Annotated in this window: 11 protein-coding genes and 1 tRNA gene; 2 read left to right on the top strand and 10 right to left on the bottom strand. The window is 37.0% G+C overall.

Annotated elements, in window-relative coordinates; genetic code table 11:
• Positions 1-94 precede the first annotated feature (94 nt).
• The 6 genes from recO to KJS36_RS09110 form a co-directional block, all read right to left on the bottom strand.
• Positions 95-850 (bottom strand): DNA repair protein RecO, encoded by a 756-nt coding sequence (gene recO, locus KJS36_RS09135; protein WP_213536611.1) that lies wholly within the window; start codon positions 848-850, stop codon positions 95-97.
• Positions 851-970: 120 nt separating this feature from the next.
• Positions 971-1,912, bottom strand: coding sequence for an ABC transporter permease subunit (locus KJS36_RS09130; protein ID WP_213536610.1), 942 nt, complete (start codon positions 1,910-1,912; stop codon positions 971-973).
• Positions 1,884-2,546, bottom strand: coding sequence for an ATP-binding cassette domain-containing protein (locus KJS36_RS09125; RefSeq protein WP_213536609.1), 663 nt, complete (start codon positions 2,544-2,546; stop codon positions 1,884-1,886). Before KJS36_RS09125 ends, KJS36_RS09130 begins: the two co-directional genes overlap by 29 nt.
• A gap of 64 nt (positions 2,547-2,610) precedes the next feature.
• The gene (locus KJS36_RS09120) at positions 2,611-3,030 is read right to left on the bottom strand and encodes a hypothetical protein (RefSeq protein ID WP_213536608.1); all 420 of its coding nucleotides are present in this window, start codon (positions 3,028-3,030) and stop codon (positions 2,611-2,613) included.
• Positions 3,031-3,326: 296 nt separating this feature from the next.
• The gene (locus tag KJS36_RS09115; RefSeq protein WP_213536607.1) at positions 3,327-4,499 is read right to left on the bottom strand and encodes a pyridoxal phosphate-dependent aminotransferase; all 1,173 of its coding nucleotides are present in this window, start codon (positions 4,497-4,499) and stop codon (positions 3,327-3,329) included.
• 163 nt (positions 4,500-4,662) lie between these two features.
• Positions 4,663-4,735 (bottom strand) — tRNA-Lys (locus tag KJS36_RS09110).
• A gap of 119 nt (positions 4,736-4,854) precedes the next feature.
• On the opposite strand from KJS36_RS09110, the gene KJS36_RS09105 reads away from it, so the two are divergent.
• Positions 4,855-5,583 carry an epoxyqueuosine reductase QueH gene (locus KJS36_RS09105; protein WP_213536606.1) on the top strand — a complete coding sequence of 243 codons (729 nt, stop codon included), beginning with the start codon at positions 4,855-4,857 and terminating at the stop codon, positions 5,581-5,583.
• 297 nt (positions 5,584-5,880) lie between these two features.
• Here KJS36_RS09105 and KJS36_RS09100 read toward each other — a convergent pair whose 3' ends face one another.
• The 4 genes from KJS36_RS09100 to KJS36_RS09085 all read right to left on the bottom strand — a co-directional run bounded on the left by KJS36_RS09100 (position 5,881) and on the right by KJS36_RS09085 (position 11,730).
• Positions 5,881-7,038 (bottom strand): mannitol-1-phosphate 5-dehydrogenase, encoded by a 1,158-nt coding sequence (locus KJS36_RS09100; protein WP_213536605.1) that lies wholly within the window; start codon positions 7,036-7,038, stop codon positions 5,881-5,883.
• Positions 7,039-7,270: 232 nt separating this feature from the next.
• Positions 7,271-7,702, bottom strand: coding sequence for a PTS mannitol transporter subunit IIA (locus KJS36_RS09095; RefSeq protein ID WP_213536604.1), 432 nt, complete (start codon positions 7,700-7,702; stop codon positions 7,271-7,273).
• 44 nt (positions 7,703-7,746) lie between these two features.
• Positions 7,747-9,684: a BglG family transcription antiterminator gene (locus tag KJS36_RS09090; RefSeq protein WP_213536603.1), complete on the bottom strand. Its 1,938-nt coding sequence runs from the start codon at positions 9,682-9,684 to the stop codon at positions 7,747-7,749.
• Positions 9,685-9,795: 111 nt separating this feature from the next.
• Positions 9,796-11,730 (bottom strand): PTS transporter subunit EIIC, encoded by a 1,935-nt coding sequence (locus KJS36_RS09085; protein WP_213536602.1) that lies wholly within the window; start codon positions 11,728-11,730, stop codon positions 9,796-9,798.
• A gap of 137 nt (positions 11,731-11,867) precedes the next feature.
• On the opposite strand from KJS36_RS09085, the gene KJS36_RS09080 reads away from it, so the two are divergent.
• Entirely contained in the window at positions 11,868-12,995 is a 1,128-nt protein-coding gene (locus KJS36_RS09080; protein WP_213536601.1) for a cation:proton antiporter, read from the top strand.
• Positions 12,996-13,027 lie beyond the last annotated feature (32 nt).

The raw sequence follows: 13,027 nt of genomic DNA, 5'->3' as shown, positions 1-13,027 counted from the left end.
ATAAAAAAGCTTTCTGACAGTTTTGTCAGTAAGCTTTTTTATTTTTGACAGAACTGTCAGAGACTAGAAAATTTATTTTTACTCTGTCAAAAAATTATTTCATGATATCTGCCCAATTACTCATGCCGTCAAGAAATTTTTTTGCTTTGAGGTGAATGCCGACATATTCATCATAAATGCCATCAATAAATTGGCGGATTTTTTGCTTCATTTCTGGTTTGATAGAGATTTTTTGGAGTTCATCTAGTGAAATATCTTGAAAAAGATGAGCAAGATAAATCACGTTGGGGTCGAGATGACTACGGCGCAAATCTTCATTGAAATGTTGCTGGCAAAGACAAGCATTAAATTTGTAGGAAAAGTCAAATGGTCCTGTCGTTGTGTGGCAAAAAGCACATTCTGTGAAATTGAGCGAAACGCCAAATCGGTTGAGCAACTGGATTTCAAAGATGTTGGTGATGATTTCCTTGTCAAAATCTTTATCGAGTAGTTCAAGCGACTTGCGCAGAAAAGCGTAAAGTGCCGGGTCATACTGATTGTCAACAATAGCAGCATCCGCCAAACTCATCAAATAACTGGCATGTGCATTGAGAAAAATGTCCTCGGAAATGTGTTTGTAAGTCGTAGTATCACTGACATCTTCGATAAAATTTAATCCTGTGTCATTAATGGTTGCATTCAGATTGACAGAGCTGAAATTTTGCAGACTACTAGCGAATTTTGACTGAGAAAAATTTTTGACAAAGAACATTCGTTTGCCAAAAGACTCAGTGAAAATTTTGACAAGTTTGTCATTTTCTCGGTAGTTTTGGCTGTACAAAACTAAGCCATAAGTTTCTGCATTCCGCATTTTTGCTCTGACCTTTCTGCTTTTTTCTCAATTATATCATTTTTGAGTATAAAAAAATTTTTCAAATTTCAATTTACCCAAGAACTAATTCATAAAAAAGCAAAAAATATAAATGATTTTCTATAAGTACCTTAATTTTTTATAAAATAATCCTAAGCCTCCTAGCCCCAAACACGCAGTATAACACAAAAACATAATCCAAGCTGTCCAACTGGATATTTGTATGACAGGAGTAGGCTGAAGAATATTTTGTTGCCCAACTGTTGTATATAGCGTCATAACAACATTTTTATAATCATATTTCCCAAGATTAGGTACAATAAGGTCATAGACCAAAAAGGCAATTACACAAACCACAGTATTTTTGATATTGATAGCTAGAGTAAACCATACTAATGCCACCATCAAACCGATAAAACAAAGAATCGAAAAAACGACTGCAAATGACGAAAATGACATCTCTGCATGGAAATTCCCATATTGAGGTACATCAAAAGGCACAGAAAATTTCGCAAGAAAAAGTCCGACGACCACCGATAACAGCGATATAAAGAGATAAGAAGCAATTATCGTTAGCAATAATACTACATACTTACCTAGTAGTATTTCTTTCCAAGTATAATTATTTAAACGTCGCTTGTAAGTATCATATTTATAATCATAAGTTGCAACACTAATTCCAAATAACCCCATGATTAACGGCAAAAATATCAAGCCATAATACTTTAATATATATTTGGGGAATCCCATTACTGTTAGCTGACTATCTGCAATAACTAAATTTTCATAGCTATATCGGGCGACATTATCAACTGATGTATCTACTTGATTTGTTCCATTACTTTTTTGAGTAAAACGGTAGGGCTTTTTTATATCTTTTTTAAATTCTGTTGAGGTTTTATATAACTTTTTTACCTCTTGAAATTGTGCAACACTATCATTCTTAGTATTAACCGCCTGAACACTTCCAAAACCTATCAGTATCCCAAATAATATTAAACCTATAATAAAAATTTTAGAACTAAAAATATAACTAAACTCTTGGCGTAAAGTAATGTTCATACGTTTCCCCTAAGCCTTTCTCTTTCCACACCTCATCTTTAATTATTTTATGATTTTTAAACACATAAAGCTCATCAATGATACTTTCATAAAATGCAAAATCATGCCCTGTTAAAATAATAAACATATCTTTTTTTAAAGAAAGGAGTTTATTTCTTAAATCTGTTAAAGACTGGTAATCTAAACCATTCGTTACTTCATCCATGATAGATAAAGGAGGACTGAGAAGCACCCAAATTATTAAAGAAAGTTTTTTTCCCTCCCCCAACGAATAATTTCTAACATTTTTATTTAATCTTTTATCTGAAAGGTATTTTTGTGAAATTTCTTTTATTTCTTTCTTTGAAAATTTAAAACTGGTAAAAAGTTGAATATTTCTATAGCCCGTTAGATTTTGATAAAGCGATAAATCATCAAATAGGACAAAGGAATTGTTATTTTTATAGGGATTTATTATTATTCCCTTGTCTAATTTTTGCAATCCCATAAATATTTTTATAAGAGTCGTCTTTCCTATACCATTTGGTCCCATAATAAATGAAATCTTGCCCTTGGAAAATGTTATATTTGCCTCCTCCATTATAATTTTGTCACTAAATCGCTTAGAAACTTGTTTTATTCCAATATTATCCATAACTAATTAATACCTCCAATAAAATGAGAAGTGAGAACTTTTTTCTCACTTCCTCTTTAATTTTCTAAGATACCCAACCAGCAGCCCAATGTCCATCTCCTCTAATCCACGTCTGCATCGTTTTTAATTGAGAGACCAGATTAGCAGCTCCCCAAGGTGTTGGAATACCTCCGCCCCCCAAATATTGTCCTTGATAAGAGCGAGACCACGAACCATTCGATACTAATCGTATTCCTTTGTAAGTCATTGTTGCTGGAATAATTGCTCCTCCTGATTGGTGAGCGTAGGAACTTATAATCTTTTTTCCTGTATAAGAAAATGTAACCCGGTCATTACTCCACATAAAAACTGAACCTCTATAACAACTTGTTGTTTTTGTACCTGCAAACGCTATTGCAGGTGTCAAAAGGCTAGCAATAACTACTCCATAAGCAACTGTCTTTTTTAGATTTGTTCGCTTACTTAATTGTTCCATATTTTTCATTATAAATACCTCCTTTTGGTATTTTATTAATATACATTTATATGCACTTTTTAATAATAAAAATAGTGTACAAAAAGAGAAGCAATGAAGACAAGAACTGAGCAATTCAAGTCGCAATTCGCTTGAAATAATCTGCTCGTTACACAACTCTAGAAATTGTGCTCCTTACTCCTCATTACTAATGATAGCACTCCCTTTTGTATTCTTCAACATACAAATGCTAATTTTTATAATTGCGTGTATTTTTTATACAAAAAGAACAATTAAATTGATAATTGTTCTTTTTGTATTATTTATTAACGTTTTTCATTGACATATTCTGTCAAACGTTCCATTGCAAGTGTGATAGTATCCATTGATGCTGCGTATGACAGGCGGACATAACCTTCGCCGTATTTTCCAAAGGAAATTCCTGGGATAAAAGCGACAGCTTTCTCACGCGCGAAATCAAGCAGAAAATCAAAGGAATTTTGATTCAAATCTTCAGGAATTTTCGCAAAGACGTAAAAGGCACCGTCTGGCTTGATAATCTTGAAACCGAGCGCAGACATTTTTTCAATAATGAAATCGCGGCGTTTGATATACTCAGCTTTCATTGGTTCCGCATCTTCTTGCCCGTGTTCCATCGCTTCAATCGCTGCGACTTGCGAAATCGTGCTGGCAGATGTGACTAAATACTGGTGCGTTTTGATAAATTGTGCCGTCAAAATAGCCGGTGCGAAAATATAGCCAATACGCCAACCTGTCATCGCGTGCGATTTCGACAAACCGTTGAAAACAATCGTCTGCTCTGGCGCATATTGGGCGATTGAAACGTGACGTTCGCCTGTGTAATTCAGCTCAGAATAAACCTCGTCAGCAATCACAAAAATATCATGCTTTTTGATAACCTCAGCGAGCGCCTTGATTTGCTCGCCTGTGTAAGTCACACCTGTTGGATTTGCAGGATAATTCAAAATCACAGCTTTGAGTTTATCACCTTGCTCGAGAATGGCATTTTCAAGCATTTCTGGCGTCAAAACGAAATCGTTAGCTGTTGTGTCAATCTCGACCAATTCAGCGCCTGAGAGCGTAATAATCGGCTCGTAGCCAGGATATGCTGGTGCAGGAATCAAAACTTTGTCGCCGGGCAATAAAATTGACAACAAAACCGCCGAAATCGCCTCGGTCACTCCAACCGTCACCAAGATTTCATTTTCAGGATTGTAGTGCAAATCATACTTTTCAGCCATAAAATCTGATGCTGCTTGGCGCAACTCCAGCAAACCCGCCATACCAGTATAATGGCTCTGATTGTTGATAATTGCCTGCTGTCCCTGAGCTTTGACGTGTTCTGGCGTGTTAAAATCTGGCTCACCCAGCGTTAATTTCAAGATACCTGGAATTTTTGACACTTCCTGGTCAAACTGACGAATCAAAGAAACCGCGATTTTATCCAGATTGGGATTCATTTTTGCAACTAAGTCCATTTTTACCTCCGAAAAATTTTTGACAGAACTGTCAAAAATTTGTAGCTCTGTCAAAAGCTATTTGTTCTAAATTATAGCGCATTTTCAGCATTTTTGCACCTGAAAATTTTTTGACAGTTCTGTCAAAAACAAAAAAATCCCAGAAAATTGAGATTTCACATGATGGCTCGGCAGGGGCTCGAACCCTGGACCCATAGATTAAGAGTCTACTGCTCTACCAACTGAGCTACCGGGCCAAAAAACTTACTTTACTATTGTATCATTTTTAGCAAAAATTGCAAGAATTTTTGTATTTTTGCAGAAGAAATTTTCAGCCCATGCAAGCCACTCTCATCCATGTTATAATGTGAAAATAATGAAAAATTCTTTAGAAATTCTTGAAAATATGCCCGCCAATCAAAAAGTGAATTACGATAAAGTCTTTCAAAAAGTGCGCCAAAGCTGGGAAGAAGATAAGGTTCGCCCACGAATTTTATTACACAGCTGTTGCGCGCCTTGTAGCACTTATTCACTCGAATGTCTGACACAATCCGCCGATGTGACGATTTATTTTGCCAACTCAAATATTCACCCCAAAAGCGAATACGAACGTCGCAAACTTGTGCAAGAAAAATTTATCAAAGACTTCAACGAACGCACCAACAATCAGGTTCAATTTATCGCCGCGCCCTATGAGCCTAATCTTTTCGTGCAAATGGTACGTGAACAGCATCTCGAAAATGAGCGCGAAGGTGGAAAAAGATGTACAGCCTGCTTCCAAATGCGCCTTGATTTAGTCGCCGAAAAAGCGAAAGAGCTCGGATTTGACTACTTTGGTAGTGCGCTGACGATCTCCCCGATGAAAAACAGCCAACTCATCAACGAAATCGGGCTGGACATTCAAAAAATTTACAGCGTCAACTATCTTCCCAGCGATTTCAAAAAAAATAACGGCTACAAACGTTCCGTCGAAATGTGTAAAGAATACGATGTTTACCGTCAATGTTACTGTGGTTGTATCTTTGCCGCGCGCCAACAAGGCGTTGATTTGAAGGCGCAAAACCGTGAAGCGATTGCCTTTATCAGAAAACAAGAGCAACTTTAATGCTCTTGTTTTTTTTGACAACTCTGTCAAAAATTTTGAACGCAAAAAAACACTGATTGAATGCCGGATGCTTATTCACGTATTGAACCCGCTGAAACGCTAGGTGGGTGTTCTTGCTTCTGCCAGACCGTTCGCCCGAAGGTTATACACGCCACAGAATGTCTTATGAACCCCTATGCAATACAATTATTAGTCGGTCAATTAAAAGAATAAGCTCGCACATTCCAGTGCTTTTCTATGCTTCTATAGTATCATTTTATTTTTTATTTTTCAAGTGTAAACGTTTTTTATCCAAAATTATTTTGCGTATTTTTTCACAACTTCTTCGATTTCGCCAAGCAATTTTTCATCTGACAATCCTGTCAATTCCTTGATAAGTTCCGTCAAATTTTTCGAAGCCAATTTTTCCTGTAATTCAACAGATTGTGCATCTTCTGGGTCATTATAAGCAAAGATTTTCCCGACAACATCAAGATGTGCTTCATAAGTCAAACCACGTTCAGACAATTCACGGATAGGACGGATAAAGCGCTCATCATAACCCAACTTACGAATTGGTGTCCGAGCAACGCGTGTCACATCATCAATAATTTGTGGATTAGCAAAGCGTGAAATGATTGTTTCATGATAAGCTTTTAAATCTTCCTCAGTAAAATAACTCCCCCATTTCGCCAATAAAAGTGAACGTGTTTCCACTTGAACAGCTTTTAGAGCTGCCAAGATTTCCTCATGCTGTAAACCTTCTAAAATCGTCTTGTAACCCTTATATGCACTGTTATAAGCAACAGTTGCGTGTCCAGAGTTGACAGAGAAAAGTTTACGCTCAATAAATGGCTCCAAATCTGTCGCATAATGCACACCATCCAACTTGAAAGTCGTATTTTTCAGTTGGCTCTCGTCAATCACCCATTCATGGAAAGGCTCAACAACTACATAAAGCACATCATCATGATGTTGTCCTGGCACAATCCTGTCAACTGCTGCATTTGGAAAACCAACAAAAGCAGAAACATAGTTTTTATCCTCACCCGATAGAAAAGCATCTACCTTTTCATGCAAAAACTCAGAACCACCAATCATATTTTCACAGGCAATCACGTCTAAAGGAGCATCAACATTGTCCGTGCGCCGTTTTTGAATACCTTTGGCAATCAACTCAGCAATAAATGGCAAAATATTTGGACCAATCGCTGTTGTCACAACATCAGCTTGTGCTACTGCATTGACAACTTCATCAGGATTCTTCGCATTGTTAATTCCTGAAACAGCCGAAATTTCAATTTTCTCATGTGCATCATTTGCCAGTTCAATCGTGTAACCATGGCGCGCATTTAATTCATCAATAATCGCTTCATTAACATCAACAAAAGTAACTTCAAAGTCATTTTTATTCAAAATCTCACCAATAAATCCACGACCGATATTTCCTGCACCAAAATGTACTGCTTTTTTCATTGTAATTTCCTCTTTCTGATTACTTATACTTCTAGTGTAAAGCCTTTCATAGTCAGAGTAAATAAAAGTTTTGGCACATTTCTCTGTGTCAAAACTTACAATGTCAATTTTTCATTTTTGGCAGTTCTGCCGAAGGGGCTAGAGAATTTATTCTCAGCCTGTCAAAAAATTTAAGTACAAAAATAGCTTTTGACCAAACTGTCAAAAGTTATTTCACACTGTAAATCTGCTGTCAATCAGCAAAATAACCAACAATTTCATCTACTGATTGTGCATCAGCAATTTTTACAACATTATCAACGTCCGCACAAAAGATTGAAATCTTCTGAATCAAATCCAAATGTTCATTACCAATTCCAGCAATTCCAAAAAGAACTGTCGCTACTTTTGGGTCATCTTCCGTTCCAAAATCAACACCGCGCGGTACTTGCACAATCGTAATTCCTGTTTTCAAAACTTCTTTTTTGGCAGCATCTGTTCCATGAGGAATTGCAATAAAATTTCCCATGTAAACTGAAAGTTCTTTGTCCCGCTCAAGCATTGCTGGCACATAATCAGGATTGACATAGCCACCTTCTACAAGAAGTTGTCCACAAAACTTGATAGCATCTTCTTTATTTTCAAAATGTTGGTTGAGTTTAATAAGATTTTTTTGAATTTCCATATTTTTTATGTTTACAAGGTTTACACACCCTGTAAACTTCCTTTCTATTGTTCCCCATATTTTCTGATTGATTCTGTGATAATTTGCCGAAGCAACTCACTCACAACATCAAAATTTCCAGAATTATAAATCGTTGTGTAAAGTTTATTTTCAATAATCGAACTTGAAATTTTTCCCAAAAGATAAACAGCTGCATCTGCTACATCTGGTGGAGATAAAAGCAGTAATACACGTTTTATCTTCATTTTCTCACGATTCATCGCCAAAACTTCAACTTCCTGACTTAAGTCAAAAATCTGAAAACTAGGCTTTTCAATTGAATCATGCACGCCGTGAAGCAAAGCAATTTTCGTATCTGGAATTGCCAGATGTGTCTCATCAAATCTTTTTTTCAATAATTGAGACAAACTTTCAGTTTGACTAGAGTTTACAAAACTGACAACTTGGTTGACAACATCAGTCAGATTTGGTAGATTTTCAATCTCTCTAATCGTAAAATCTGTCAAAATTCCATTTCCAATACTAAAGAGCTGATTGAGATTGACAAAATTCTTTTCATTATTATCACTTTTAACTGTCCGCGTATTTTGCTGGATACTCCGCAGTTTATGTCGAATTGTGTCAAGATTTTTTTGCTCCAAATTCCGACTAACGTAGATATAATCCATCTCTTTTTCAGTCGTAAAAATCGCATCATACTGGCTTTTATCAAATCTAGCCGAAGTTTGTATAATATCAATTTTATTTAAAAATGGAAAGTTCTTGCGCAGATTACTCATGATAAATTCACAAGAAATCCGTCCGCGACTTGTCACCAAAGCTGTTTTCAAAGGCAAAACTAAGTCACTTCGCTCCAATGTTGCCACAAAATGCAAAGTAACAAATGAAATCTCAACGCTCGAAAATTTTTTCTCAAAGACATCTGGAAGCACTTGCTGTACAGCCTTGAAGATTTTATCATTATCTGTTTCGATTTTTTTCACAAAGTCATTTTGCTTATCTGAAAATAACTCTGGCAGAACATCTGTCTCTTTCAAGTGTGCATAAAGCAATCCATAAAGCCGGTCATCCTTACTAAATTCAATTGACAATTCACTTGACACTTCATCAATCAACTGACGAATTTTATAAGAAAATCCACTATCAAACTTCTCCATGAACAGCACTTCACGACCAAAACCAAAATACAACACATCATAAACTGCAGCCAGATAAGTAATCTCAGCAATCGTAAATGTAAACTTACCTTGCAACTGCGCAATCAATTTCTGCACAAAATTCAAAGCATTTTTACTTGGACGACGTGTACTATTAGACACCAGCTGATAACCTTTATTCAGTCGAAACAAAGTCGCCGTCAAGAAAAATTGCATCAGCACGCACGTTTTATCCGTCATTTCAGGTAATTCAACCGTTTCAAATATTGTCCGCGCCTGATAAAATGGCTCCAAATCCAACAAAGACAAAATTTTATTCTCAGAAAAATCACCCGATAAAGCCTCAGAAATACTTGATACACTCTGACAACTTGATACCAGCACCGAGCGAATATTCTCCTCGTTTCCGAGAACTCTCAAACCACGTTCACGTTCCAACTGTAAACCATTTTCCAGCAGCGCCTGCTCAATCAAACGCAAATCACTTGTTGCAGTTGGTTGACTAATTCCAAAAGTTTCCGTTAGAGTCACGATTGATGCCCGATTATCAAGCAATAACAGCAATTCTCCATAAAGTCTTTCAGTCACTGTAAACTCTAAAAGTTCATGAGTTTCTGCCAAACTTGACAAATCACCTGCCAAAAAATAACCCTCATCTGAATTTCGCAAACTCACACCATTAGGCAACGTTTCTTGCAACTTTTCAAGGTCTCGATAAAGTGTTCGCCGGCTCGTTCCCGTGATTTCAAGCATCTCTGCCAGTGTCAAAGTCTTTGCCTTAATAAATGCCTGAATCAATTTTTGTTCACGACCTGTCACTAACATGATTTACCTCTCTAAAATTCTATTTTTATTTCATTTAGACTCTCTCAAACCCAAAAATAATTTTGACAGCTCTGTCAAAAAAATATCAGAGCTGTCAAATCATCTTTTTGATCATTTATTTATTCTAGCAACCATTTTATCGTATTCAGCTGTCGTAATCACACTTTCCACAGACAAATGTTGCGCATTTGGAGCAGCCTTTTTCGCCTCATCAGTAAATTTATTCACTGTCACAATCATGATATTCGTCGCATTAAACGCAGCCAAACCAAGAAATTCCGTCTCAGACACAGGAATTTTCACATCATGATTTTTGAAAATAGCTGTCAATGTTTCTTTACCCATTGTCGCAGAACCCATATGTTCCCCATCATGAGCAAAAACTACTTCATCAATCTGATTCAAATCAATGCCAGTATCTGCAGCATTTTCAGTCACATCAGATGCAACTTCCGCTTTTTCTCCCGCACCTGTCAATGAATTGATAATTTGATCATAGGTTGGAGAGCTCATGAAGTTTGCTACTGTATAACGGATAGCATCAGGAGCCATTGTCGCAGCCCTTGCAGCTAATTCTTCTTGCGTCACAACGATTGTATCAGAACCGGCTTTTAAGTTCGCTATCGCCACATTAGTAACGTCCTGAGGTAATCCAGCTTTTTTAGCCTTATTTCGCAAGATAGAAGCACCCATCGCAGATGAACCCATACCAGCATCACAAGCAAAGATAATATGTTGTACAGCATTAAAGTTTGCAGCAACATTCACAGAAGTTTGACCTTTAGAGACAGCTTTAGCATCGGCAACAGAAGCCTGAGCAGCAGCTAATTCATCACCATTAATAGATTTATCACGACGCAAGATAACAGCCGACACAAGGAAAGAAACCAAAGCAGCTAAAATAATTGACAACATAACACCTAACCAGTTAGGAAAACCACCTGCTTGTTTATTAAATGACATTGCCGTCACAGCAATAATCGAACCAGGAGCAGAAGGACCAATCGTACCAGTACCAAGTAAGTTATTCGTCAAAGTACCCGTAACACCACCTGCAATAACTGAAAGGAAAAGTGCAGGTTTCATCATGACATATGGGAAGTAAATCTCATGAATACCACCAATAAACTCAACAATAACCGCACCAGGAGCAGAAGCCTTTGCTGTTCCCTTACCAAATACCCAAAAAGCAAGCAACACTCCAAGACCAGGACCAGGGTTATTTTCAATCAAGAAAAGAAGTGATTTACCAGTCGTAGCAACCTGTTGTAAACCAAGGGGTGCTAAAACTCCGTAGTTGATTGCATTATTCAAGAACAAGATTTTTGCGGGATCAACAAGAACATTGGCCAATGGAATTAAATGGGTAGATATAAGAACATCAACGCCTTTAGATAAAACATCTAAGACAACCTCAATCACTGGACCAAAAACAGTAGAAGCAAGAATTGTGATAAAAAGCCCCATAAAACCAGCAGAGAAGTTATTAACCAACATCTCAAGACCAACATGAATATGAGGTTGTACCCAACCATCAAACTTCTTGATACACCAAGCACCCAGAGGGCCCAAAATCATTGCACCTAAAATCATTGTGACACTTGGATTTTGGATAGCATGACCAGGATTTACCGTGACAACCTTACCCGTTGCGTTAATAAAATGTTGTACCGCTGTCTGACTCTTATCAGAAACAACAATATCATGTACCATACCACCTTGATGGACAGAAGCCGTTGCGATAATTGCACCAAAAGCAGAAACAGCACCGACAACACCTCCACGATGTTCGTAGATTTGTTTCCCACCAGTATAGGCAATCATGATTGGAATCAAGTAAGTCAACATTGGTCCAACCATTGTCGCCACCTTAGCAGTAAAACCAGCTGTCCCTGGAAAAAGCGAAACAATCCATCCACCTGGTGTTAAGAAAAGAGAAGTCATAAAGCCCCAAGCAATAAGAACAGGAATATTGGGCATGACCATTTGTGATAAGAAAGTTCCGAATTTTTGCACGCGAACTTTCAAACTAATTTTTTCATCCATTAGTTATCTCCTTTGTTTATTATAACTTAATTGTAACCGTTTTAATTTTGACTGTAAATAAAAATCTTGACACATTTTATTGTGCCAAAACTTTAACATAACAACTTCTCATCAAAATATTTGTTATAATAATAAGCATGAACGACATTTTACAAATCACGCTCATTCTTTTGAGCTCCTTTATCGCCACCATCCTTTCACAAAAAATAAAAATTCCAGCTGTCGTTGGACAAATGCTGGTAGGTATTCTTCTTGCACCAGGCTTTTTAGGACTTATTCACAGTGGACATACTCTGGAAGTCATGTCTGAAATGGGCATCATTTTTCTCATGTTTATCGCAGGGCTCGAAAGCGATTTATCCGTTCTCAAAAAGAATTTTAAGCCCTCATTAGTCGTTGCAGTGACTGGAGTTATTGCCCCTCTCATCATTTTTTTCCTTAGCGCTTATTGGCTCGGTTTAGGATTATCAACAAGTTTTTTCTATGGCATCGTTTTTGCTGCCACATCCGTTTCAATCACCGTTGAAGTTCTCCAAGAGTATGGCAAACTTTCAACACGTGCTGGGAACATTATCCTCGGAGCAGCAGTCGTCGATGATATTCTCGCCGTTCTTATCCTTTCTATTTTTAATGCTATCAAAAATGGCGGTTCGCAGCTTTTACTAAGACTTCTCTCAGAAATCCTATTTTTTATCTTTTTAATCTTCGTCCACAAAAGTATTCCAAAAATCTGGAAATTCATTGATAAACTTCCCATCTACATGAAAAATACAAGTGCAGCATTGATTATCTGTTTGGGTTTAAGCCTTCTCAGTAACGCCGTCGGAATGTCCGCGGTCATTGGAAGTTTCTTTGCTGGAATAGCCATCAGCCAGACAGAAGTCACTCAGCAAATAAAAGAATACAGCACCAGCATAGCCTATATCATTTTTATCCCTATCTTCTTTGTTTCTATCGCAATTTCAGTAAAATTTGATGCCCTTATCCATCACCCTCAAATTATCCTACTTTTCACCATTCTTGCTCTCCTAACAAAGTTTATTCCCGCTTACTTCTCAGCAAAACTTTTCAAGCTCGGTACAAGTGATAGTCTTCTGATTGGTACTGGCATGATTTCCCGTGGAGAAATGGCACTCATCGTTGCTCAGATAGGATTGTCAGCTTCTATTATAAACAGTGACATTTATTCTGAGCTTGTCATTGTAATCATCCTTAGCACCCTGATTGCCCCATTTCTAATTAAAAAAGCACTGAAAATAAAATAAAAATCATAAGTAAATTACTTATGATTTTTTTC

The organism is Lactococcus nasutitermitis, assembly GCF_018403765.1.
Taxonomy (GTDB): Bacteria; Bacillota; Bacilli; order Lactobacillales; family Streptococcaceae; genus Lactococcus; species Lactococcus nasutitermitis.
Note: the sequence above shows the minus strand (reverse complement) of the source record. Positions and strands in the feature narration are given on the sequence as shown.